Origin of the sequence: Kibdelosporangium philippinense (genome assembly GCF_021390435.2) — a bacterium.
Taxonomy (GTDB): Bacteria; Actinomycetota; Actinomycetes; order Mycobacteriales; family Pseudonocardiaceae; genus Kibdelosporangium; species Kibdelosporangium philippinense.
Genome location: NZ_JAJVCN010000003.1, coordinates 946,387 through 970,688 on the forward strand (window position 1 = coordinate 946,387; position 24,302 = coordinate 970,688).

The 24,302-nt window shown below is 64.6% G+C and carries 23 protein-coding genes; 9 read left to right on the forward strand and 14 right to left on the reverse strand.

Features of this window, described 5'->3' with window-relative positions:
* Positions 1-11: 11 nt before the first annotated feature.
* The 3 genes from LWC34_RS36335 (at position 12) to LWC34_RS36345 (ending at position 3,756) form a co-directional block, all read left to right on the forward strand.
* Positions 12-1,313 carry an ABC1 kinase family protein gene (locus tag LWC34_RS36335; RefSeq protein WP_233730947.1) on the forward strand — a complete coding sequence of 434 codons (1,302 nt, stop codon included), beginning with the start codon at positions 12-14 and terminating at the stop codon, positions 1,311-1,313.
* Positions 1,314-1,414: 101 nt separating this feature from the next.
* On the forward strand, positions 1,415-2,311 hold the full coding sequence (locus LWC34_RS36340) for a hypothetical protein (protein WP_233729771.1): 897 nt from the start codon (positions 1,415-1,417) through the stop codon (positions 2,309-2,311).
* A 1,094-nt stretch (positions 2,312-3,405) separates the two neighbouring features.
* On the forward strand, positions 3,406-3,756 hold the full coding sequence (locus tag LWC34_RS36345; protein WP_233729772.1) for a YciI family protein: 351 nt from the start codon (positions 3,406-3,408) through the stop codon (positions 3,754-3,756).
* Between the two features lie 5 nt (positions 3,757-3,761).
* Here LWC34_RS36345 and LWC34_RS36350 read toward each other — a convergent pair whose 3' ends face one another.
* The 5 genes from LWC34_RS36350 to LWC34_RS36365 form a co-directional block, all read right to left on the reverse strand.
* A complete protein-coding gene (locus LWC34_RS36350; protein WP_372496696.1) occupies positions 3,762-3,935 on the reverse strand; it encodes a hypothetical protein in 174 nt (57 codons plus the stop codon).
* A 59-nt stretch (positions 3,936-3,994) separates the two neighbouring features.
* Positions 3,995-4,876, reverse strand: coding sequence for a class I SAM-dependent methyltransferase (locus LWC34_RS36355; protein WP_233729774.1), 882 nt, complete (start codon positions 4,874-4,876; stop codon positions 3,995-3,997).
* Between the two features lie 68 nt (positions 4,877-4,944).
* A complete protein-coding gene (locus LWC34_RS57280; protein WP_284051787.1) occupies positions 4,945-5,070 on the reverse strand; it encodes a hypothetical protein in 126 nt (41 codons plus the stop codon).
* A 77-nt stretch (positions 5,071-5,147) separates the two neighbouring features.
* Complete coding sequence (locus LWC34_RS36360) at positions 5,148-5,519, reverse strand: WhiB family transcriptional regulator (protein ID WP_284051788.1); 372 nt, start codon at positions 5,517-5,519, stop codon at positions 5,148-5,150.
* Between the two features lie 123 nt (positions 5,520-5,642).
* Positions 5,643-5,876, reverse strand: a complete 234-nt coding sequence (locus LWC34_RS36365; RefSeq protein WP_233729775.1) for a hypothetical protein — start codon at positions 5,874-5,876, stop codon at positions 5,643-5,645.
* 254 nt (positions 5,877-6,130) lie between these two features.
* On the opposite strand from LWC34_RS36365, the gene LWC34_RS36370 reads away from it, so the two are divergent.
* From LWC34_RS36370 to LWC34_RS36385, 4 genes are all read left to right on the forward strand, one after another.
* Positions 6,131-6,538 (forward strand): contact-dependent growth inhibition system immunity protein, encoded by a 408-nt coding sequence (locus LWC34_RS36370; RefSeq protein ID WP_233729776.1) that lies wholly within the window; start codon positions 6,131-6,133, stop codon positions 6,536-6,538.
* 334 nt (positions 6,539-6,872) lie between these two features.
* Positions 6,873-7,721 carry an aldo/keto reductase gene (locus tag LWC34_RS36375; RefSeq protein WP_233730949.1) on the forward strand — a complete coding sequence of 283 codons (849 nt, stop codon included), beginning with the start codon at positions 6,873-6,875 and terminating at the stop codon, positions 7,719-7,721.
* 4 nt (positions 7,722-7,725) lie between these two features.
* The gene (locus LWC34_RS36380; RefSeq protein ID WP_233729777.1) at positions 7,726-8,550 is read left to right on the forward strand and encodes an oxidoreductase; all 825 of its coding nucleotides are present in this window, start codon (positions 7,726-7,728) and stop codon (positions 8,548-8,550) included.
* On the forward strand, positions 8,537-9,130 hold the full coding sequence (locus LWC34_RS36385; protein WP_233729778.1) for a TetR/AcrR family transcriptional regulator: 594 nt from the start codon (positions 8,537-8,539) through the stop codon (positions 9,128-9,130). The genes LWC34_RS36380 and LWC34_RS36385 overlap by 14 nt, the downstream gene beginning before the upstream one ends.
* Here the strand turns inward: LWC34_RS36385 and LWC34_RS36390 are convergent.
* The gene (locus tag LWC34_RS36390) at positions 9,119-11,206 is read right to left on the reverse strand and encodes an ATP-dependent DNA helicase UvrD2 (RefSeq protein WP_233729779.1); all 2,088 of its coding nucleotides are present in this window, start codon (positions 11,204-11,206) and stop codon (positions 9,119-9,121) included. The genes LWC34_RS36385 and LWC34_RS36390 overlap by 12 nt on opposite strands.
* A 426-nt stretch (positions 11,207-11,632) precedes the next feature.
* Here LWC34_RS36390 and LWC34_RS36395 point away from each other — a divergent pair, with 426 nt between their 5' ends.
* On the forward strand, positions 11,633-12,361 hold the full coding sequence (locus tag LWC34_RS36395; RefSeq protein WP_233730950.1) for a DUF4191 domain-containing protein: 729 nt from the start codon (positions 11,633-11,635) through the stop codon (positions 12,359-12,361).
* On the opposite strand, the gene LWC34_RS36400 is transcribed toward LWC34_RS36395, so the two are convergent.
* Positions 12,362-14,353: a sensor histidine kinase gene (locus tag LWC34_RS36400; protein WP_233729780.1), complete on the reverse strand. Its 1,992-nt coding sequence runs from the start codon at positions 14,351-14,353 to the stop codon at positions 12,362-12,364. It lies immediately after the preceding gene.
* Positions 14,350-14,823, reverse strand: a complete 474-nt coding sequence (locus LWC34_RS36405; protein WP_233729781.1) for an RDD family protein — start codon at positions 14,821-14,823, stop codon at positions 14,350-14,352. Before LWC34_RS36405 ends, LWC34_RS36400 begins: the two co-directional genes overlap by 4 nt.
* A gap of 178 nt (positions 14,824-15,001) precedes the next feature.
* On the opposite strand from LWC34_RS36405, the gene glnA reads away from it, so the two are divergent.
* The gene (gene glnA, locus LWC34_RS36410) at positions 15,002-16,426 is read left to right on the forward strand and encodes a type I glutamate--ammonia ligase (protein ID WP_233729782.1); all 1,425 of its coding nucleotides are present in this window, start codon (positions 15,002-15,004) and stop codon (positions 16,424-16,426) included.
* A gap of 363 nt (positions 16,427-16,789) precedes the next feature.
* On the opposite strand, the gene LWC34_RS36415 is transcribed toward glnA, so the two are convergent.
* The 6 genes from LWC34_RS36415 to LWC34_RS36445 all read right to left on the reverse strand — a co-directional run bounded on the left by LWC34_RS36415 (position 16,790) and on the right by LWC34_RS36445 (position 24,182).
* Positions 16,790-18,178, reverse strand: coding sequence for an IS1380 family transposase (locus tag LWC34_RS36415; protein ID WP_233723285.1), 1,389 nt, complete (start codon positions 18,176-18,178; stop codon positions 16,790-16,792).
* A gap of 76 nt (positions 18,179-18,254) precedes the next feature.
* On the reverse strand, positions 18,255-19,220 hold the full coding sequence (locus tag LWC34_RS36420; protein ID WP_233729783.1) for a hypothetical protein: 966 nt from the start codon (positions 19,218-19,220) through the stop codon (positions 18,255-18,257).
* A 103-nt stretch (positions 19,221-19,323) separates the two neighbouring features.
* Positions 19,324-20,547 (reverse strand): tyrosine-type recombinase/integrase, encoded by a 1,224-nt coding sequence (locus tag LWC34_RS36425; RefSeq protein ID WP_233729784.1) that lies wholly within the window; start codon positions 20,545-20,547, stop codon positions 19,324-19,326.
* A gap of 205 nt (positions 20,548-20,752) precedes the next feature.
* Positions 20,753-22,321 (reverse strand): replication initiator, encoded by a 1,569-nt coding sequence (locus LWC34_RS36435; protein ID WP_233730951.1) that lies wholly within the window; start codon positions 22,319-22,321, stop codon positions 20,753-20,755.
* 20 nt (positions 22,322-22,341) lie between these two features.
* Positions 22,342-22,737: a hypothetical protein gene (locus LWC34_RS36440; protein ID WP_233729785.1), complete on the reverse strand. Its 396-nt coding sequence runs from the start codon at positions 22,735-22,737 to the stop codon at positions 22,342-22,344.
* Positions 22,734-24,182, reverse strand: a complete 1,449-nt coding sequence (locus LWC34_RS36445) for an FtsK/SpoIIIE domain-containing protein (protein ID WP_233729786.1) — start codon at positions 24,180-24,182, stop codon at positions 22,734-22,736. Before LWC34_RS36445 ends, LWC34_RS36440 begins: the two co-directional genes overlap by 4 nt.
* Positions 24,183-24,302: the final 120 nt, after the last annotated feature.

Sequence of the window (24,302 nt, forward strand, 5' to 3'; positions counted from 1 at the left end):
TAGTGAACGAGATGCCGCGCAAGACCGTCGCCAGAACGGCACGGCTCGCCAGCCTCCCGTTGGGGGTCGCCAGCCGGGTAGTCGGCGGCTGGGGGAAACGGCTCGTCGGGCAGGACGCCGCCGAAGTGAACGCCCAGATGTCTGCCAAGACCGCGGAGCAGCTGTTCGCGGTATTGGGCCAGCTCAAGGGCGGTGCGATGAAGTTCGGCCAGGCCCTGTCGGTGTTCGAGGCGGCCGTGCCGGACGACATGGCAGCGCCGTATCGGGAGGCGCTGACCAAGCTGCAGACCGCGGCGCCGCCGATGCCAGCACGGGCTACGCACCGAGTGCTCGCCGAGCAATTGGGCCGTTCGTGGCGTTCCCGGTTCGTGGAATTCGACGACCAACCAGCGGCGTCGGCGAGTATCGGTCAGGTCCATCGCGGCATTTGGCACGACGGCCGACCGGTGGCGGTGAAAGTCCAATATCCGGGCGCGGACGAAGCATTGATGTCCGATTTAAGGCAGCTTTCCCGGTTCAGCCGATTGTTTCAGGCGTTGGTGCCGGGGACCGAGATCAAGCCGCTGTTGGCCGAGCTGACCGCGCGGATGGCCGAGGAGCTCGACTACCGGCAGGAAGCGGACAACCAGCGCGCGGTCGCGGCGGCATTCGACAGCGACGAACACTTCATCGTCCCCAAAGTGATCGCCAGCGCGCCGAAAGTGCTCGTCAGCGAATGGGTGGACGGCAAACCGCTCGCCAAGATCATCCGTGCGGGGGCGAAGGAGAAGCGTGACCACGCCGGCTATCTGCTGGCGCTGTTCCACTACTCCGCGCCCGCGCGGGCAGGGATGCTGCACGCCGATCCACATCCCGGAAACTTCATGCTTGCGAAAGACGGCCGGATGTGCGTGATCGACTTCGGCGGAGTGGCCAGGCTGCCAGGCGGCACACCGGAACCGTTGGGCCGGTTGATGCGGTTCGCCATGCAGGGCGATTCCGAGAGCCTGTACGAGACGCTGCGTGCGGAGGGTTTCGTCCGGCCAGGGACCCAGGTGCCCGCCGAACACGTGCAGGCCTACCTGGCGCCGTTCATCGAGCCGCTGCTGACTGAGCGATTCCACTTCACCAGGAAGTGGATGCAGTCGCAGGCGGAGCGAGTCGGTGATCTTGGTGGGCAGGACTTCCGGACGGGGCGGTCGCTGAACCTGCCGCCGCAGTACCTGCTGATCCACCGGGTGTTGGCGGGTACGACAGGGATCCTCTGCCAGCTCGACGCGGAGTTGCCGGTCCGCGAAATAGTCGACGAATGGCAACCCGGTTTCAAGGCCTGACCTGGAGAAAACCAGAGCCATTCGACCATAGCCACCAGAAGTTATCCACAGCAGAACCAACCCCACTTTCGGACTCAAGCCCAGATCAGCAAGATCGAAGCATGACCGAAAACGAAGAATCAGTAGTCCGCCGAAGCACCCTGATGGCCGCGGGCCACTCGAACTATTCCGTGGCCCTGCGCTGCCGACCGGACGGACCATGGCAGCAGCTCCTGCCCGGGGTGCTGTTGTTGAAAAGCGGCCCGCCGACAAGACGACAACGCCTCAAAGCAGCGGTCCTCTACGCCGGGCAAGACGCGGTGATCACCGGCATCGAATCCCTGCGATCACAAGGCTTGTACACGTTCGACACCGACGAAGTACACATCCTGGTGCCCGCATCCCGCCGCTTGTCCTCCCGTGAGTACGTACAGGTAGAACGCACATCGCGAATGCCAAGACCCCGGCTCGTCAAAGGACTGGCGGTCGCCCCACCCCACCGCGCGACCATAGACGCGGCCCGCCGAATCCGTGACCCATCAGAACGACGAGCACTGCTTTTCGCACCAATAGAAGCAGGCCTCTGCACAATCGAGCAGCTGAGAGCAGAGATAGACGCGGGAGCCCAACGCGGGACAGCGCTCCTGCGAGAACTCATGAACGAAATCCTGGCACCCCCACTAACGAGCACAGTCCAGCAAAGCTGGGCAAAACGCGTGATCAAAGAAGCACCCCTACCCCCACCAGAATGGGATGTCCCAGTGCACACAGCAGCAGGCCAAGCCATCGGAATAGCGGACGCCTGGTGGGACAGCGTGGGCCTCGCCTGGGACTTCGGCAACCAACGCGACCGCTCAATCCGCAGGAGAGAGGAAGCATTCACCAACGCTGGCCTGCACTTCGTCCGCACCACAGTCGCCGAACTACGCAGCAACGTCGACGCCGTAGTCCTCGCCCTAGCCCGCGCATATCTGAACGCCGCCAACAGACCCCGCCCACCCGTCCAAGCCCTGACCTGACGACCAATCCCGAACCACACAACAGCCCGACCACGTCGTTCCACACACACCACGCCTACCCCAAACAATCAAACGGCCTACCCAGCCATCCACGTACCCGACCCAACAACGCCGAATCTTTACCCAAACCGCCCCAACACAGCCGACAAACCAACCAACCCACCCACGCGCCCGCCCCAACAACCCCAACACCCACCGTCACCCGCAAACACAGCCGACAACCCATCCCGGCCACCCACACGCGCCCAACCCAACAACCCACACGACAACACCAAACCAAGCAGCACCCCAACCAGCCCTCTACCTCAGAACAGCCACACGCCCATCCCGCTCCCGGCGTAACCCATCACCGAACTAAGCGCCTCACCGCACCGCCCAACAATCAACCCACCATTCCACTCACCAAGGCACCGCCACCCTCACTCACACCCAACTCGACCCACCCGCGTGGCAACAACGAACCCGCAATGCCGCCAACAGCCAACCGGCCCTGGCCACCGACAGCCCCAGCCATGATGAACACATCCGAAACCCGATATCCCATCGCAGGAGGCCGAACAAATGACGACAGCGGAGATCGAGTCGGCCCCGAGTGTTTACGGTTTCCCAGGGCAGATGCTCGGCACCTATCTCGCCGGGCTGGTGACCAAAGGCGAACCATCCAGCCTGACACACAAGGAAACTGCCAAACCACAGCCCGCTGTGACGCCGAGGGAGTGGCCACAGTGGAGCGTTGGGATCCCGCAGACATCACCGCACCACCGTCCGTCGCGCCAACCAACGCACACGGCCCCGCTGGTCACCAACCGGCGGCGAAGGCCAGGCCCGGAACGCCCTCAGGTGACCCGTCCTGGACTGCCCGGATCCTTAGCCCTGACACACGAAGTCCCGACCGGAACCCAAGTCGTTTCCCGCACGATGCCTCGGGCAGCAAGGCCTTCATGACCGCAGCGGTGTTCGACCAAACTTTGATCATCACCGATTGGGGGTGCGCTAGCCCCGCTGGCTGGACAAACACATCATCAGCCAGAAGTGTCGATTCCAGGCGAAGCCGTTCGTGTAAGGGGTGAAGGCCGATTCAAGGAGGACACACCATGCAGCAGTACATGCTGACGATCTACCAACCCGACGGCGATCCGCCGCCGCCCGAGGTCCTTGACCCGATCATGCGGGAGCTCGACACGCTCAACCAGGAAATCAGGGATGCGGGCGCCTGGGTGTTCGCCGGCGGGCTACACCCGCCGGGAACAGCGACCGTGTTGCACCACAAGGACGGCGACACGCTCGTCACTGATGGGCCGTTCGTCGAGGGGAAAGAGCACATCGGCGGGTTCACCGTGATCCAGGCACCCGATCTGGACGCGGCGCTGGAGTGGGGCCGCAAACTCACGAAGGTGCTCGGTCTACCGATCGAAGTCAGGCCGATGTACTGGGGGCACTGCTAAATCGATCACCAGTATTCCTCCGGCAGCTTGCCCTCGATGTCTCGTACGTGCGCGCGGGCGCACGTCGGGCACAGCCAGGTCATGCGGTCGTTGGATCGCTCGGAAACCCAAGCCAGAGCCTCCATCGGTGCGGCGGACGACTTCGATCTGCCGCACCGGGAGCACGTCGCTTCACTCACCCGGAGAACATAGAGCATGCCCGCTCAGTGGGACGCGGGTGAATGCGCCGGACGCCGGTTCAGCCGCGTCGGCCCAGGTTGATGGTGCCTGAGGCCAGGTAGAACAGGTCGTCGCGGGCGCCGATGAACGCGGAGTCGGCCGGATCGAGCAGACGCGCGAGCGCGATCCGGTCGTCCTCAGCCAACCGGTCGACGCCGACCTCGGCCATGAACGCCAACCATTTGACCGCCGCGGTACGTACGTCATCCGACACAGGCGCCGGATGGTCGATCAAGTAACTGAAGGAGGTGACGCCGGTCAGTCCAGCGTCCACAAGGGACCGCGTCCAGCCGACCGGGAGACGCACGGATCCGGGGATGTCCGTGCGCATCTGAGCGAACCACGCTTTGGCTGCCGCGGTCAGCCGGTCGATGAGCCCTGGCTCGCCGACGCCAAGATCCCAAGGCAGGCACTGGGTTCCGAGCCCGCCTTCGGCAAGCGCGAGCCAGCCGCCCTGCGCAAGCAAGCCGGCCAACCGGTTGACGCCTTCCTGCTGGTCACGCAGGTGATGCACGACCGAGGAAGCCCAAACCAGTTCGGCTGAGGGCAGCCGAGTGCCGAGTTCGTCGCTGGCCGCGTCACCGAGCACGGTGTCCACTTTGACTGTCGCACCTGGACCGGACAGTGCGGTGTGGACGTGATCTGTTGCCGCGTCGAGAAGTTCTTCGACGGCGTCGACCAGGACAAGGCGCCCACCACCGCGCGCACGAAGGGCAAGGCCAAGCTGCGCGGCCATCCCGCCCGCACCGGACCCGACGTCGATGACGGTGGCGCCGGGGTTCAGCATGGCGACAAGGCGATCGGCTGTGCCGCGGTTCGCCTCTGCGCCAATGGCGTCACGGCGTCGCAGGTCAGCGAGCCGTGCGGTCCAATCGAAGTCGTCGTGAGTGTGCACGCCCATGGCTACTACTTAACCAAAAGACGGGTGCCCGTCCGAAGACGAGCACCCGTCGGCAGGTTCGCTCTCGATCAGAGCGAGGATGCCGCGCGTTCAGCGCGCTTTGCCGCCCACTGCGACACCCGGTTCCACCGCTTCGCGGTGGTCAGACGGCGGACCAGACGCAACTTGCTCGCTGCCTGTTCCGCCTCACGCATTCGAGATCTTGCAAGATCTTCGTAGAGCAACATCGAGTTGACACCCTTTGGGAAAACTGCGTGTTCCGTTATCGAGGTCATGCCGCTGCCCCCTGCGCGCTCGCCGCGACAGTCGCGTCCTTACGCGGACGGCCACGCGGCCTCTTCCGCGCGATGACGACACCGCGCTCGAAGATCTCGCCACCCCAGACGCCCCACGGCTCGTGCCGTGCGACCGCACCGGCCAAGCACTCGGCCCGGACGGGGCAGCTTCCGCAAAGCGCCTTCGCCTTCTCGAGGTCGGCTGGTGCCTCTGCGAACCAGAGGTCAGGGTTGATGGCTGAACGGCAAGGCAAGTCGAGCCCTGCCAGGGGTGCAGCGTCGAGCAGGCCGGTCATTCCCGCCTCCGCCAGGTCGATGGGGTTGTCAGTTGATCTGTCCTCGGTCTGAGGTACAGCGATCGGAGACATGAAGTGGAGCTCCTGTCATCAATCTGTGTGGTGTGCTGGTTTTCTTGTGGGACAACAAAAAACACGAAGGCCGCGGATCCGATTCCGGGTCCGCGGCCTTCGTGAGCCTTGAGGGTTCCTGACCTAGGTCAGGTCCTTCTGCGCTCCTGCGCGGACAAGGAAGTACGGAAAATCGCCAGTTCGGACTGTGGGCACAGCGGTGCCTGGGATCACGATGTGCGTGCGCTCGGCCATGTGTCCGCCCCGCAGCCGGAGGCTGCGCAGCTGCTCATTGGCTTGCTGCCATGCGGCAGGCTTCAGCGAGCCTTTGGACAACGGGAGGCCGGGAGCGTCACAGATGATCGTGTAGTTCTTCACCGTGGACTCGCCCCCCTTCTCTACCGTTGTCCCCCGCCGGGGGAGACTTCGAAAGTCCTCGGGCCTTCTCGACCCGGCTAATGCAGGTTATTAGTGGCGCAGGTGTCGCCGCAACAGGTTTTTGACAGAATCTGGTGACGCCGGTCACATCACCGCCCGATTGGGCGACACAGCCCGCCAACCAGGGCGTTTTTACGGTTGCCAACCGGTCACCGGCAGTCCATCGTCACCGCCACGCAAGCACAGGGGAGAGCATGGACAAGAAGCTGTCGCTCGAACAGATCGAGAACAACGCATGGGGCGAAGCACCAGCAGACGCAACCGGTCTAATGAGGACGGTCTACAACCTGCGCGGCAAGCCAATCGGCGAACTGGAACCGGGAGACATCAGAACCCTGCTCAGCCAGCAGGAAGGAATCAAAATCCTGCTGCCCGCAGCACTGGACCTGCTGGAGTCCGAGCCGCTGATGGACGCCAGCTACTACGCGGGCGACCTCCTGGCGGCAGTACTGCGCCTCCCCCAGTCCCATTGGACCGCGAACCCAACGAACCGAACGAGAATCGAAGAAATCATCAAGCGCGCGAAGCACATGCTCGACCTAGACGAAGACCTCTCGACGCCGAACAAGGCAATAGAGGAAGCGGTCGAGAACTTCACCTGAGCCGCGCACGATCCCAAACTCGCGCCGAAGCGCGGCGGCCAAGACCACCAGGTCGGCCGCCGCGGCTTCACGCTTCGCGAATGGCACGGCCACCATCCACACTTTCGACGCCGAGATCCTCCGCCGAGCCGACCCCAAGCCATGCCACCCCAGCTAAGCCGAGCCGAGCTAGCCGCGTGACCGCGAACCTCGCCGCCCGAACGCAAACACGGCCACCAACCTCGTCCCCTCCCCCTCAACGTGTAGTTGCGCATCTCCTATCGCGCGCTAAAGTGAACTAGTCGTTCAGTTTAGTTACGGCATCACTCACTGGAAGGACCACACCGTGACCACGATGGCTCAAGCCTCGGGGACCTTCGCGATCGGCGGAGATCTCACGGTCAACCGCCTCGGCTTCGGGGCCATGCGGATCACCGGACCAGGTATCTGGGGCGATCCGAAGGACCCCGAAGAGGCACTGCGCGTCCTGCGCCGGGCGGTGGAGCTTGGCGTCAACTTCATCGACACGGCTGACGCATACGGCCCGATCGTCTCCGAGCAGCTCATCAAGAAGGCACTGCACCCGTACGCGGACGACCTCGTCATCGCGACCAAGGGCGGATTCACCAGGCAGGGCCCTGGCGAATGGACAGCGCTCGGCCGTCCCGAATACCTCAAGCAGCAGGCCGAGCTGAGCCTCCGACACCTCGGACTTGAGCGGATCGACCTGTATCAGCTGCACCGGATTGACCCGACGGTCCCGCTCGAAGACCAGATCGGCGCGCTGAAGGAACTGCAGGAGCAAGGCAAGATCCGGCACATCGGCCTGAGCGAGGTCTCGGTCGCCGATGTCGAAGCGGCTAGCGAGATCGCGCCGATCGTGTCCGTGCAAAACCTTTACAACCTGACCAACCGGTCGGCCGAGGAACTGCTGGACTACTCCACTGCCAACGGCATCGGGTTCATCCCGTGGAACCCGCTCGCGGTCGGCAAGCTGGCCACGCAAAGCAGCCCGCTGGCCAAGTTCGCCGAGCAGCACAAGGCGACCCCGTCGCAGCTGGCGCTGGCCTGGCTGCTGAAGCGCTCGCCGGTAATGCTGCCCATCCCAGGCACGTCAACGGTCGCGCACCTTGAGGACAACATGGCGGGCGCGGGCGTCGAGCTCACTGACGACGAATTCGAAGTTCTGACCAAGGCGGTCTGACGGCATGAGCGTGTGGTTCGTGACGGGCGCGTCCCGCAGGCTTGGCGCCGAAATCGTCGAGAAAGCGCTCGCCGCGGGCCACCAGGTCGTCGCGACCGCACGCGATACCGACGCGATCCTGGGCGACAAGGTCCTGCCTGTCGCTCTGGACGTGACCGACGAAGCGCAGGCCGCCGACGCGGTACGTCTGGCAGTCGAAAAGTTCGGGCGTATCGATGTGCTGGTGAACAACGCGGGCCGTGGCCTGCTCGGTGCCGTTGAGGAAGCGTCCGACGCGGCGGCCCGCGCGGTGTACGAAACGAATGTGTTCGGCGTCTTGAACGTCATCCGTGCGGTGCTGCCAACGATGCGAGCGCAGCGGTCGGGACAGATCATCAACCTCAGCTCGGTCGGTGGATTCGTCGGCTCAGCGGGCTGGGGCATCTACAACTCGACCAAATTCGCGGTCGAAGGTCTGTCCGAGGCGCTGGCCAAGGAAGTGGCGCCGTTGGGAATCGGTGTCACGATTGTCGAGCCAGGCTATTTCCGCACGGACTTCCTCGATGGGACGAGCCTGCACACCGAAGCGACCGTCATCGACGACTACGCCACGACAGCAGGCGCGACAAGGGACCGAGCCGTGACCGCGAACCACGCCCAGCCTGGCGATCCGGCCAAAGCCGCCGCGGCGATCGTCGAACTCGCGCACGCGGAGAACCCGCCGCTCAGAATCCAACTCGGCCGCGATTCGTTCGCCGCCGTCGCGGCGAAACTGACATTCGTCGCCCAAGAACAGGACGCCTGGCGCGACCTGTCGACCTCAACGGATCACGACAATGCCGGTATCTGAAAACACGGGCATCCAGGCCTTCCCCAATGGCGCGCGCAGCCAGCGCGTGCACGAATCCGCCCTGACGGCCGCCGTCGAACTGCTTGAGGAAGGCGGCCTGACGGCAGCGACCTGCGACGCTGTCTCGGCGCGCTCGGGCGTCAGCAAAGCGACGATCTACAAGCACTGGCCGTCCAAAACGGCCATCGCGGCCGAGGCATTCGGCCGGTTGATGGGCGAGGCCCTCCCTCTGCCGAACACCGGCTCGGCGGTCGGTGATCTGACCGAGCAGGTCCGTCAGGTCAGCGCGTTCTACGCAGCCCAGCCCGTTTTCGCACAGCTGCTTGCGGCGTGCGTCACCGATCCCGCAGCCGCGCCCTATTTCCGGCATTTCTTCCTAGCCGGCCGCCGTGAAGCGATCGCGACGCTGTGGCAACGCGCAGTCGACCGCGGCGAGACCAAACCGTCGGTCGACGCCGAGACCGCCACGGACATCCTGTTCGGCCCGTTGATCTTCCGTCTGATGACCGGCCACAAGCCGCTCACCGAGGAAGAAGCCGACAAGATCGCGGCAGCGGCACTCGGCGGACTACTTCGCTGACCCGTTGTTGACTAACGCGAGCACGTCCTCCCCGAACCGGTTGAGCTTGGCCGCCCCGATCCCTGAGATCGAAACAAGGCCAGCGGTATCGGTCGGCCGTTGTTCGGCGATGGCCATCAGCGTCGCGTCAGTGAAGACGACGTACGCCGGAACCTTGAGTTCCTTGGCGCGCGTCATTCGCCAGTCGCGCAGTTTGCTCAGTAGCTCCTCATCGACATCCGATGGGCAGTCCGTGCACCGCCCCAATTTGGTCGCGACTGTGCCGACTAGTGACCGACCACAGATGCGGCACGACAGCTTCGTCGCAGGCCCCTTGCTGTGGTTGTGACCGTTGTCCCGCCGCACCACACGCGCGGTCGGGTGATCGTCCGGGATCAGGCCGTACAGGAAACGACAGCGCCGACGGTGCCGACGCCCACCTGGCGAGCGTGACAACGACCACGACAGCCATAGGTGTTCGCGCGCACGCGTGACGCCGACGTACAGGAGGCGCCTTTCCTCTTCGATCGCAGGCTCGTCACCGTCGGCGAACTGGATCGGCAACGTCCCGTCAACCAGTCCGATCAGGAAAACCGCATCCCATTCAAGGCCCTTCGAAGCGTGCAACGACGCCAGCGTGACGCCCTCGACGGTGGGCGGATGCTGCGCGGCCGCGCGCGTCTCAAGCTCGGCGACGAACCTCGGCAGATCCGCGCCCTCCAATGTGGCGGTCAGTTCCTCCGCGAGTTCGACGATGGCCAGCAACGATTCCCAGCGTTCCCGCGCCGACCCACCCGTCGGCGGTTCGGCCGTCAGACCAACTCGCTCCAGCGCCTTGCGTACGAGATCCGGCAACTCACCCTCAGGCGCGTCCGCACTCGCCATCCGCAAGACCGACATCGCCTGCCGAACCTCTTGGCGCTCAAAGAATCGCTCGCCTCCGCGAACCAAGTACGGAATTCCCGCCTCGGTCAACGCCTGCTCGAACACCTCCGACTGCGCGTTGACCCGGAAGAGCACAGCGATCTCGCTCAACGGCGTCCCCGCGTCCACCAAGTCCTTGATCCGCTCGGCGACAGCAGCCGCCTCGGCAGGCTCATCGTCGTACTCATGGAACTGCGGCACAGGACCAGCCGGACGCTGCCCGATCAGCTTCAGCCGCGAACCCGCGGGTCGATCGCGCGCCGCCGAGATGACCTGGTTCGCCAGCGTGACCACCTGCGGAGTCGAGCGGTAGTCCCGTTCCAGCCGAACCACGCTCGCTTCGGGAAAGCGCCGGGTGAACTCCAGCAGTGGCCGCGGCGAAGCGCCCGCGAACGAGTAGATCGTCTGGTTCGCGTCGCCGACGACCGTCAGATCATCACGTTGCCCGAGCCAACCGTCGAGCACGCGTTGCTGCAGCGGCGTGACGTCCTGATATTCGTCGACCACAAAGCAGCGGTACCGCTCGTGAAACTCCTCGGCGACTTGAGGATGCTCCTCCAACACGGCCGCGGTGTGCAGCAGCAGATCGTCGAAGTCCAGAACCTTGGCCCGGTTCTTGAGCTTCTCGTAACCCTGGTAGACCGCGACGACCTGCTCGGCGGGCACCGGCGGCGTGCGGTGCCTGCGGCGGACCGCATCCGGATAGTCGTCCGGCGAGACAAGGGACGCCTTGGCCCACTCGATCTCGCTCGCGAGGTCGCGCAGCACCTCGACCTCGGTCGGCGCGCCGACCTTGTGCGCGGCCTGGCCGACCAGTCGAAGCTTGCCCTCGATCAGATCCCACGGCGCGTCGCCGACCACCCGCGGCCAGAAATACCGCAGCTGGCGCAGTGCAGCGCTGTGGAACGTCCGCGCCTGCGCAGCCGGAATACCCAACGCCCGCAACCGGGTGCGCATCTCGCCAGCCGCCCGGTTGGTGAACGTGACCGCGAGAACCTGACCTGCGGAGACGTGCCCTGTGTGGCAGAGGTAGGCGATCCGATGCGTGATCGTTCTGGTCTTGCCCGTGCCCGCGCCGGCGAGTACGCAGACCGGCCCGCGCGGAGCCTGCACAGCCGCGCGCTGCTCCGGATCCAGGCCCTCCAGGAGGTTTTTTTCTGCTTCGCCGACCATGATTTCATCCTGACAGAGCCCCTCTACGAGCCGTCAACGCCTTGGGCTGGCGTGTCGGCGCGAACGGTCCGTTCGCAAATCCAGTTGTCCACAACCACCCAGTAACCCCTTTGACCAGCCCATATCGCCGATAGACTGGCCAGGGGTCGTCCCCCCGGGAGTGGTGGGGGATGTCTGGGGTTTGGCGAGGTTGGTTGGCGCCGGTTGGGATTTCGGGCAGGGCGAGTGGCCTCCTGATGGCGAGGCAAGGCTCGGAGTGCGTTGCGTACGAGGCCTCTTACCAGGTTTTATCCGACAAACCGGGCTCGCGTCGCCTACCAACGAGATGCACCTTTTCGCCACGAGCGGGCGGCCTCTGGGCCGGTGGGGCGGCTCTGGGTGAACGGTCTCTTCGTACGGTTTCGCCCGGCCCGTATCCTGGTCTTCATGGCCAGTAAGCAGGACAAGGAAGCCCTCAAGGCGGCTAAGGCCGCGCGCAAGGCGGAGTCGAAGGCGAAGCGCAGCCAGATCTGGCAGGCCTTCAAGATGCAGCGCAAGGAAGACAAGCTGCTGATCCCGTGGATGCTCGGCGTCTTCCTGGTGATCACCGGCGCGGTGTTCCTGCTCGGCATGCTGTTCGACATCCAGTGGATGGCGCTGCCGGTCGGCATCATGTTCGGCGTGCTCGGCGCGGTGATCGTGTTCGGCCGCCGGGTCCAGAAAAACGTGTTCAACAAGGCCGACGGCCAGCCGGGCGCGGGCGCGTGGGCGCTGGAGAACCTCAAGCGTGGCTGGCGCGTGACCCCAACCGTCGCGGCGACGACGCAACTGGACGCGGTGCACCGTGTGCTGGGCCGCCCGGGCATCGTGCTGGTCGGCGAGGGCGCGCCGCACCGGGTCAAGACGCTGCTGGCGCAGGAGAAGAAGCGCATCGCGCGGATCGTCGGTGACACGCCGATCTACGACATGATCATCGGCAACGAGGAGGGCCAGGTTCCGCTGGCCAAACTGCAGTCGCGGATGATGAAGCTGCCTCGCAACCTCGGCCCCAAGCAGGTCGACGTGATCGAGAAGCGGCTGTCCGCGCTGGCCAGCCGTGGCGCCGCGTTGCCGAAGGGCCCGATGCCGCAGGGCGCCAAGATGCGCAACGTTCAGCGCACCATCCGCCGTCGCTGATCAACGATTCCGTAACGGAAGTACCGCACGGACGAGCGTTCCGTGCTCGGTGGACTGGCAGGAGAACTGGCCTGCGATCTCCTGCGCCCGCTGGGCCATGAACTTCAGTCCCATGCCGCGGCTGCCGGCGTCGGTCGGCAGCCCGACTCCGTCGTCCTGGATCTCCAGGACGACACCCTCGCCGTTGAACGACAGGGTGACCGATGCCGACGTCGCCTTGGCGTGCTTGACGATGTTGGTCAGCGCCTCGGCGACGATCCGATAAGCGGCGACTTCGATGGTCTGTGACAACGCGGACACGTCGTCCGGCAGCCGCGTCTCAACCTTCAACGTCGGCGCCGACAGGAACACCGCGAGTTCACGCAGCGCGCCGACGAGCCCCAGCGTTTCCAGCTCCGGCGGGCGTAGGCGGTACGCGACGCGACGCACGATGCCCAGCGCGTCGTGAATCGACGACACCGCACGATCCATCAACTCAATGGCCGGGGCATCGTCCGGCAACTTGGCGCGCACCGCGTCAAGTTGCAGCCGGATACCGGCGAGCGTCGGTCCGACGTCGTCATGCAAGTCGCGCGAGAGCCGTCCTCGTTCCTCTTCGCGCGCGGTGACCAACTGTTCCCGGCTGCGTAGGAGTTCTTCGTCCAACCGGAGCGCGGCGACGACCGGCGCCACTTGGTCAGCAAGTTGAGCGAGGGCTTGTGTGAGCATCTCGTCCAAGTGGGTACGTCCTTCGGGCGCTGCGACGAGCAGCCTTCCCACGACTGTGCCTCTGTGCCAGAGAACGAATGTCACCGGTTCGGCTTCGTCGTCCGCGCATTTGCGGACCTCGGCCAATGTTCGTACGCCGTCGGCTGTTTCGAGTTCGAGCCGGGCGAACCGCAGGTGCAGCGAGTTGACGATCTCCTCGCATACCGCCGCGGGTACGTCGGACACGTCGATACGGTCACGCATCCGTTGTCCCAGAGCGGTTACGGCTTCGACGATGTCCACTCGCCGTCCCCAGGTGATCTGGCCGACCCATCGGGTCAGCATCAGCGCGATGGGGAAGATCGCCGCGCCGAACAGGCCGGCTTCGAAGACCGAGTCGATCGGCGTGATGAACGACCAGACGGCGTACAGACCGAGGTAACAGGCGAGCAGGCTGGCCGTGACGACAACGGACACGATCGCCCGGCGGATCGTGATGTCCAAGTCGTACAAGCGATCCCGCGTCATCGCGACACCGATCGCGATCGGTACGAGCGCTGCGGCAAGAACTTCGAGAATGTGGTGCGCCACTTGGGGAATCGGCACGTACGTCCGGAAAACCGCTTGTACGCCACCGAAAAGCAGAGCCCAGAACAGCAGGGACAGTCGTCGCGCCTGCACCCCTGTCGTTCCGCGCCACCGAACTCCGAGGCCGATCAACGCGATCACCGACCCGGCGATCAAGATCCACTCGGAGGTCTCGACCAGGAAGTTCGCCAACCCTTGCAGCTCAGGCACAGCCGCCGGGTTGGAGACGGTGTACTTGCTGCCGTGCACGCCTTCCTGAAGCGTCCCACCGACCAGGTACGCCAGGATGCCGAACGACGAGAACCCGACCGCCCACCACCACCGTGGACTCGGCAACCGGCCGTCCGGATAGATCAACGGCAGCAGGGTCGCGATCGCCCAGATCGGCGGCGACCAGCCCGCGTGCTGGATCGCTTCGATCAGGCGGGCGGCCGGGTCGTCCGGCGAGTCGAACGCGCCGACCAGCGCGGTCATCAGGGCCATGAAGCCGTCCCACGCGGCGATCGTGACCAGCGCCCAGCCGACCAGGTTCTTGGGCTTTCGCCAGGTCACGAGCATGCCCATGGCGGCGTAGAAGATCGCGATCTCGACGTCGAGCGGCATGGCCGAATAGCCGGAGTAGCCCCAGGCGTCGAGAGCTTCGGTGACGATCGCCGCGGCAACTCCGGTGAGCAGCCCGAACAGCGCAAGGCCCGTGGCGATCAGCCGGCCGGTCAACGGGTGCGCACGACCACCGTGCCGAAGAGCTTGTCGTGCAGTCCCCTACGGTCTGCGTCCCAGATCACAGCGGGGATGATCAAAGCGACCAAGATTGTCCTCGGTATCGCCCGCAACGGGCCGACCATCGGGTTCTCCCCCAGCCGGGCGACACTGATACCAAGCACCTTCATCCCGGGCGTGAACCCGAAGAAGGACACCGCGATCACCGTGATCGAGAACCACGCGAGCAGGCTCCAGTTCCGCGGGAGCTCAGGCGCGGTGAACAGGCCTGCTACCAGCATTGATAGCACGGCGTCGATCAGCAGGGCGAGCGCGCGCACGCCTGTCCCAGCCACCGAGCCGGGGCCTTCTTTTGGCAGGCCCAAGCGCTCGCCCGGCCAGCTCTGCGCTGGACGGTCGCCGGCGTCGGCGCCGGGCTCGAGCGCGGCGCGGGGCCCGGACAACCACGATCCGGTCCACCTTGTCACCCCACCAGAGTAGAACGACGTCACAAGGCGCCGTCCAACGCCTCACATTTGGGACATTGCGAGGGTCGTTAACATCGGCGAAACACCCGGGTGACGGTCGGGCAACACCACGCTCATAGCTTCACGACGGAAGTGGGGCGCCCGTCGGCGCCAAGCACTGAGTAAGGAGCCTACGAGCGTGTTCAATAGCCCCGACGAGGTCTTGCGCTTCATCAAGGACGAGCAGGTTCGGTTCGTCGACGTCCGGTTCTGTGACCTGCCGGGCATCATGCAGCACTTCACGGTCCCGGCGGAGTCGTTCGACGAGTCCGCGTTCGAGGATGGCCTCGCCTTCGACGGGTCCTCGGTCCGGGGCTTCCAGTCCATTCACGAATCGGACATGCTGCTGCTGCCGGACCCCTACACCGCCCGGCTCGACCCCTTCCGGATCAACAAGACGCTGATCCTGAACTTCTTCGTGCACGACCCGTTCACCAAAGAGCCGTACAGCCGTGACCCGCGCAACATCGCGCGCAAGGCGGAGCAGTACATCTCCGAGTCCGGTATCGCCGACACGGCGTACTTCGGTCCCGAGGCGGAGTTCTACATCTTCGACTCGGTGCGTTTCGACAACGCGGAGAACGGTTCCTTCCACGAGATCGACTCGGTCGAAGGCTGGTGGAACACCGGCGCCGACGAAGAAGGCGGAAACCGCGGGTACAAGACGAAGTTCAAGGGCGGCTACTTCCCGGTGCCGCCGGTCGACCACTTCGCCGACCTGCGTGACCAGATCACGCTGAACCTGGCGGACTCCGGCTTCACGGTCGAGCGCGGCCACCACGAGGTCGGCACAGCGGGCCAGGCGGAGATCAACTACAAGTTCAACACCCTGCTGCACGCGGCGGACGACCTGCAGCTGTTCAAGTACATCGTGAAGAACACGGCATGGGCCGCGGGCAAGACCGCGACCTTCATGCCGAAGCCGCTGTACGGCGACAACGGCTCGGGCATGCACGCCCACCAGTCGCTGTGGAAGGACGGCGAGCCGCTGTTCCACGACGAGTCCGGCTACGCGGGCCTGTCCGACGCGGCGCGTCACTACATCGGTGGAATCCTGCACCACGCCCCGTCGCTGCTGGCGTTCACGAACCCGACGGTGAACTCGTACCACCGCTTGGTGCCGGGCTACGAGGCCCCGGTCTCGCTGGTCTACTCGCAGCGCAACCGCTCGGCCTGTGTGCGTATCCCGATCACCGGCAACAACCCGAAGGCCAAGCGCATCGAGTTCCGTTGCCCGGACAGCTCGGGTAACCCGTACCTCGCCTTCTCGGCGATGGTGATGGCAGGCCTCGACGGCATCAAGAACAAGATCGAGCCGCCGGCCCCGATCGACAAGGACCTCTACGAACTGCCGCCCGAGGAGGCCAAGAACGTCAAGCAGGTCCCAGCCGACCTCGGCACGGTGCTCGACACCCTCGAGTCCGACCACGACTTCCTGCTCGAAGGCGGCGTGTTCACGCCGGACGTGATCGAGACCTGGATCGCCTTCAAGCGCGAGCACGAGATCGACCCGCTGCGTCTGCGCCCGCACCCGTACGAGTTCGCGCTGTACTACGACGTCTGATCGTTCTGGGCCTCCGACCTGCCATTTCTTGGTTGTTCGGAGGCTCCAGGCCGTCACCAGGCCGTGAGCCGGTGATACCTCAGACACAGGCCGGGCGGTCGAGGGATTTCCCCGACCGCCCGGCCTGAGCTATGTCCTGCGCTTCATGCGGCGTCTGCCTATGACGCATCAGCTGTCCTTACTAGGGCTCTTCATCGACATCACAACTAACCCAGGTGTTTCATGTGATCCCGGGATGATCTTGTGTTGAGTCTGGTTGATCTCGCGGCGAGCGATTCGAGAGATAGGCGCGAGCATGCCGCCGACCTGCTGTCGTGTCGGCCGCTCCGGGGTCTTTCGGGTCGTCGGGACAGGGTGGACGGGTCAGGTGAACGCGGCACGGATCCTCAACCACGCCTCGGCGATGGCATCGGCGTATTTCCAGGTCCGGTCGATACGGAGGCGGACCTGCCGGGCGCTGCGGGTGATGCGGGCGGCCACGTGCAACACCAGATTGCGGAAGGTGGCGATCTCGGCATGCGCCAACTCCGGTGTGCCGGTGAACCCGAGCAGTTTGGCCCAGCACACCAGATCCGTGGCTGCCAGCAGGGTTTCCAGCCAGGCGACGTTCTCATCCCACCCCCGGCAGGGAAGGTTACGCAGCCCGGCGGCTTTGCCTTCCCGGATGCGGTCTTCGACCCGGGCGTGCTGGCGGTGGTCAAGCTCCAGCCCGGCGTTCTGACCGGGGATCACCCGCTCGGGAATGTCGGTGATGAACGCGGTGATCCGGTGCCCGTCGACGTCGGTGAACCGCAACTGCGCACCGGGATGGGGACGTTCGGCGCGCAGCAGCACCCGGGAGCCTTCCGGCCAGGCTGTCAGGTCCAGCAGGCCGGTGACCTCGGCGACCCAGGCGCCGTCCCGGATCCCGCCATCCGACTCGATCGCGGATTGCCAGCACTGGTCGGGCACCTCATCCACGATGGCCTGGATGCGGGCGTCCACGGGGAACCCGAAGGAGAACCACACCCCACGATCCCGGCACGCCGTCGCGAAGGCGTGGGTGGCGCCGGCGGAGTCCGAGCGGGCCACCACCCGCACCGTGTCCGGGTCACCCGGCCGAGGCCGGGCGTGCTCGGGCAGGGCGGCCAACGCCTGCTCCAGCACGGTGACATGATCGGCGGCGGTGTTGCTGCCCGCGTTGCCCGGACGCAGCAACCCGGCCAGGGCCTCGCCGCCGGAGACCTCCGGGCGGTCCAGAAACGCCAGCAACGGGTGAAACCCGAACGTGCGTTTCCAGGTTTTCGCCGCGTTTTGCTTGGTCTCCGCGTGCGAGATCGTGACTGTGGCGTCGAAATCGATCCGCAGCAGCTGTGTCAGGTCCGGGGTGGCGCCGGCGGCCCAGGCCCGTTCCCGTGCCGCTGCCCGCGCGGCACGCACCCTGGACAGATGGGCCGGGTCAACGCGGTCCAGCATCCGCCAGGTGGTCGGCATCGACGCGACCGGCCCGCATACCTCGTGCCGGTCGCCGAACACCTCGATGTGGGAGACACAGTCGCCGCCATCTGCGATCGCGACCGCCAGGTCGGTGAACACCCGGCCTGGCGCGTGCTGCCACCGTCCGGCATAGGTGTCGGCCAGCGCAGTGCTGATCCCGCTCACCAGCCCGGTATCCCAGGCCAGTTCCCGCAGCATTCCGACCCCGGCATGCGACACGACACCCGTACCGTCCGCGCTGACCTTGACCCGGCGGGACCGTTCGATACGCTTCATCCGCGAAGTGCCTTCCCGTTCGAGAACCTGGACCCTAGACAAGTCCCAGTTTCCCTTACAGGGCAGGCACTTCGTTCTATCTACGGCTCGTGTCGCGGCTATCCGCGTGAAACACCTGGGCTAACTTCTCCCAATCACCGTCAAGATCACTCCCGTCAAACTTGACGGCGTCACATCCAGGAACCCGGAGAGTAATAGCATTCATGTCCGTCGAATAAAGACTCATCTCAGCGGAAACCTTGTCGACGTCGGATATTGCTCCACGAGGCCGCGGAGACGCCGCGACACTGTCTTCCGGGATCGCCACAACCGCAACCCTTCGACCATCGACACCAACAACGTGCGGCTTCCCCCGCTCATCAAGGCCCACAGTAACCTCAGACGGACGCGCCATTCCGACGCTCCGAACAAGTGCATGAGCGAGAGTCTCGTCGGCCGGACGGCCAGGAAATGGAATACGTCTCACGTTTCGAACATTGAGACCCTGTAGATTGTCAAGGCCACGATAATGCGCCTGCACTCGCGAAACGAGATCATCCAGTGAAACCCCTTGGTCGCCACCGACCCTAAAACCCATCCAACCACCGGGCGAATTTGGACGCCACGGCATGTAGTCCACGACCACGCCGGTAGTTCCCACAGTCAGCGTGACCTCTAGCCCGTCCAAGCCCAGTAACAGATCGGCCAGAATCTGCGGAACCCGCGTACCACGCCCCGTCGATGACAGTTCGACCGCCTCAGCAAGACACGTCGATTCGAGAATCCACGGATAATCGACACTTCGAGCATCAACATCAAGCCACCGGATATCATCAACCGGAATTCGTTGCCTCCACGCGCTACGCTTGAGATCCGACGTCAACCCACTTAGGTATATCACCTTTTCCGAGAGAGCTAGCGCAACGACATCTTTTCCCTTAACCCGACTGCTAATTGGCGAGTAGTAAAACGTTTCGACTACGATGAGATTTTCATCCAGGACCTCATCGCCGAGCCATTTGACAAACTTTCGCCCGAGCCGGTAGTTGCCAACGATGCCCATAGCGCCGCCCTTCGTCGTGGTTGGTTATCGCACAAGTGGCATTTCGGGTTACACACGAGCGGCAGGACGGCATTAGCGAATTCCGTAGCAGTGATGTTCGACGTCATGCCGCTTCTCCGAAGACGTGGTCTATGGCCTTCCGTGTTCGCTCCGAACTGGACGGCATCAGGTGCGTGTAGGTCCGGAGCGTGAATGCCGGGTCAGCGTGACCGAGGTACTCGGCCAAGGCCCGGATGCTCTCACCAGCGTCCAGGAGGACCGAGGCATAGAAATGCCTCAATGCATGGAAGCCCTCCGCACGACCAGGGTCAGCGATTCCAGCCGCCCGGAGTGCGGTTTTCCACACGTAGTGGTTGAACGAGTGCCGATGAAGCGGCCCGCTCTCCCGCGTGTAGAGCAGAAGATCAACATTGACCAGCTTGCCGTCCGGCTCCTGCCAAGGCAGCGTCACACTCAACGGAGGATGCTTCTCGCCATGCTCCTTCGCCGCATCGGCTACGGATGTCGGTAGCGGGACTTCCCGACTCTTGCCGTGCTTCGGCGGCCCGAAGACCATCCGGCCGCGAACAATCTTGATTTGCCGAACAACCTTGATGACATTGTTGTCCCGATCAATATCGTCCGGCGACAGCCCGAAGACCTCGCCCTGCCGCAGACCACAACCGGCGCCAAGGTTCACCATCACCTTGTACCGCTCCCCCAACGACTCGCGGACAGCCTTGGTGCGTTCCTCGGTCCACGGCACGATCTTCGGATACTCACCACGAGGCTTGGTGACCGATGGCGCGTTGCATGGGTTCTTGTTCAGCCGCTCGTCGTCGATGGCAGCCGTGAAGATCCCCGAGACGTTCGCGAAGATGACACGCCGGTACGTCTCAGCTAGGCCTTTCTTCTGTAGCGCCCGATCCCACGCCTGAATATCCGACGGCTTGATCGCCCGGATCTCCTTGTTGCCGAAGTACGGGAACACGTGCAACTTGAGCCGCCACTCGACACCCTCACGGGTCGACTCGTCGAAAGTCTTCGCCTCAAGCCATGCTTCCGCGAGCTCCTTGAAAGTGATCTTCCCTGCTTCAGGGTCGAGGTACGTACCTTTCCGCGTCTGGTTCTCCATCTCATTCAGGAAGTCCTGAGCCACACCGAGTTGGCGATCCGGATACATCTTGGACCGTTCGTTGCCGTCCGGGGCGAGGTAGCGGACCTTGTACCGCATGCCGCGCCCATACAGCTCGGTCTTTTCCTTCACCGGCTTTCCCTTGGCGTTGAGCACGGGACTGCCATCCTCGCCAAGTTTTGGCCGATACCACCGGTCTTGAATGTGTCCCACGTCTTCCCCTCAGGCCGCGTCGTTCTCGTCCAGGGCGTCGAACCACGCCCGAACCTGAGCCGGGTCCCAGCGAAGGTGCTTACCCACCCTGCGCCCCGAGGTCCGTAGTTGGTCTTGCGCCAACCGCGAATCGTGTTGACCGGGATGTCCAGGAACTCCGAGAGCTCCTCAATCCCCCACAGCGCCTCGAACTCCATGACTCCCCCTATGCCGCCGGAATTGCCGAAAGATCTGCCGCAGCGAGCAGCGCTCTGTCGTACTCAGCCCGCCATCGGATGCGTTCGGCGATGGCGTGCATGAGCAAGTGATCGCGTGGAGGCGCGTTCTGGTCGCTCGGGTCGACCTTGCGCCAGATCAACTGAGAAGTGTCCGCGACTGGTTTGACGATGCCGACGGCTGAGAGCATGTCGGCGACGAAGGCCTTCCGGTCTTCCTTGTGGTCGACCAGGGTCTTCCCGGACCACTTGCGGGACACGAGGACTCGACGGCCGGGCAATCCGAGCGTGGTCCGTCGATGCGCCTTTCCCTTGCAGTGCCCGGGAACTGTCTTGCTGTTGGCGCCCTTGGGATTGACGCCGTAGAGCAGCCATACGGCGCACTTCGGCGAGCACGGTGTGACGACCAGCTCCGCATGAAGCCGGTCATGGTGTGCCGCTTGGCGTTCACTGGTGGCTTCGACGACTTCACCGACGGACTTGGTGAGGTACTTGGTCAGGTAGCCGATGTGGCGCCCCGATTCCTCTGTGCCGCCAAGGATGCCCTTGGAGTGCACTTGAGCGCCGAAGCTCACCACATGAGACGGCTCATCCGCCGCCGTCACCGCCTCATCCCATGAGGCCAACGGCAGCCGGGTCACTGGGTCGACAAACACCTTTGCTTGGGTGTCCCACACTGGCGACGGATCACCGTCGAGGTAGACGCGTTCGTCGTGCTTCGGCCACCAGACTTGGTGGTAGGTCGCTGCTGTGACGAGTTTCAGCAGCTCATGCGGTATCGAACCGCGGATTGCCGCGTGCAGGTGAGGAGCGCCGCGCTTCTGTGGTTCGACGGTGGCGAAGTATTGGACGTCCCAGCCGACGACGCGCCGGAGGTTCTGCCACCACCGGTCCACAAGCGACGAGAAGTGCACCGCGTCCCGTGCCGCACGGCGGTAGTCGTAGGTGTTCGGGTTGACCGGTGTGCCGTCATCGCGCACGCGCCCGTAGGTGTCGAGCGTGAGCGTGACGAACATCGAAGGCCGGTACTTCCCCGCGAACTCCCGCCCCACGGTGCGCTTGTCGACCCGTCGCCGAGGCAGGTCCGGGGCATCCTGCCGCCGCTTTGTGGACCGCTTGACCGCCTTCTTCGCCGGAGCGTCCGGGGAAGGTAGACGGCCCCGCATGCCCAGTTGCCGAAGTTCCTCGTCGGTCTTGGCGATCTCCTCCCGCAGTTCGTCCGCCTCGTCCAGATCACCTGCACTCACGGCAAGCTTGTGGGCCTCGAATAGGTCCGCTCGCAGCTCCAGCAACGCAGTCTGATCGGCCGTTGGCTTGTCAGGAGTGAAGTCAGGTTCGTCGACCAGGTGCCAGCCTTCCCGACACTGGGTGATCCGTAGCGCCCGTGCTTTCCTCGCGCACGGCCCGCACACCGATTCCACAGTGGAACCACACGGCACAGCAACGTATTGGAGTTCCCCGGTTTCCGGGTCGCCGACCTCCATCGTGAAGGGGCGGATGCACACGCCGTGTTGTTCCGCTGTCGCTTTGACGACATCAGCGGCGAGTGGGATGCGCATGCGTTCGGCTCGTGTCTCGGTCACGCCGCCACCTCCTCACCGAGGGAGGCCCACGCCCGCAACCATGCCCACGACAGCTCGATCCGGCAGCCGTAGCCGAGGCCTGGCACGTCGGGCCCGTTGAAGAGGCCGCCGAAGACCTTGACCTGGGTGTTGTCGGTGAGCTCACCGCGGATTTCCAGGTGAAGTTGCTCGTCATCGGGCCAATGCGGCCGCCACACGGTCGCGGTGACGTTGTCCAACGTGTCCGCCCACGCCAACAACTCCGCCGCCAACTCAGGCAGCGACCCGCCCGCCAGCTGCACGGTCCCACTCGGCCCACCCCTCAGGGCCCTCACCGTCACTTGCACTGGTTCGTTGAGCTCGAACCCGCCGAGGTGTTCCGCGACGGAGGTCAGCACGCGACTGGTGTTCATGCCGCCTCACCGCCCGGGAACTGCAGCACCTCAGCCGACCAGCCGTTGATATAGGCCCGCAGGTCCCACAAGTCGTCATCGGTCGCGTAGAACGCCCGAGCTCGCATCGGTTCGCGCTTGCCATCCTCCTTGGCCCACGCCACGCCGGGAGTCAGCTCGGAGATCTCATGAGCCTCCGCGCCGCGTTCCCGGACGCCGTCACCGAGCACCATGTCAACCTGTGCCGGTTCGTCCAGCCGCATCGCGATCCGCGTAGTGAACAGGTTGCGGAACGGCACGATCTCCTTACGCGGGTCCTGCACCAAGGCCAGCGTCGCGAACCCCGGTGCCCGTCCCTGTGAGGTGATGGTCTGGATAGCCGCTTGAGCGCGTTCCTTGAGTTTCTTGTCCGTCTGGTAGGCGATCACGTCCGCCAGCTCGTCCACGATCAGCAACGTGAATGGCTCACCACTCTCCCGCGTCCACAACCGCCGCAAACCCCGGTACTCACCAGCCCGCCGCCGTACGTCATTGGCGATCTCTTCCAGCAGGGCCACCGCATCAGGACCGTTGTCGTAGACGACCTTGTGGAACACCTCCGGGCACTGGCCGAGCTCCATCCCGCCCTTGGGGTCGATTCCGTACAGCCGGACCGTGCCCGTTTTGATCAACGGCGCCAACGCCCACACCACCGACCACAACAGTGAACCCTTGCCCGCGCCCTGGACGCCGACGACGAGAATCTGGTTACCCAGCAAGCGAATCCGCCACGGCTTACCGGTCTCAGTCTTGCCGACTGTGATCCGCTTCAAGTCGGCTGCTGCGGCCATCGCGGGGAGCGGTATCGGACGTGTGAGGGGATCGGAGTGGATCAGGTCGAGCTCGATCCGGCCCGGCTTGATGACCCGCACCCGACATGAGTTCGCGTGGAAGGAGTGCGCCAAGCCGGACGCACGTTGCGCCCATTGTTCGGGTGCTTGGCCTTTGATCATCTTGACGCGGACTTTGTCGCGCCAGCCTTCCGACCGGACCCGCTTGAGCTTCGGCCGATACTCTCGCCCCTTCGCAGTCCCAGCCAGATTCGACAGACGCATGACGGTCCGCCAGTCCCACGCGTAGACGGTCAGTCGTCGGACTTCGGTCCGCAGCCAACGGCACCACCGCGTGTAGGAGTCGGCCGACCGCCACCACCAGACCACCAAGCTCATGATCAGCACGGAGGCCAGGGCGCCAGTCCAGTAGTGGCCCGCCCACCAGTCGAGCCACAGCGCCGCAGCCAGGAGCGTCATCAGGACCGGGTAGTACCAGCAAAGCCGAATCACCTTGGCCGCCGACCAAATCAGCAGCCAAGCCAGCGCCAGTGGCGAGACGACGAGCTTGACCCAACCGGGCAGCATGGTCCACCACGGCAACCGAGGCCGAGCAACTTCGAGAGGCGCGGGGTCGACCCACCGTGAATCGCGCATCACCAACCACCCCGCTCGATCACAGGAGTGGTGATGTCGCCAAACGCCAACGCCAACGCGCCCAAGCACGTCGAGCACTCAGTGTCGCCGGGCAGCAGCCGAGCGAACTTCTTGCATTTC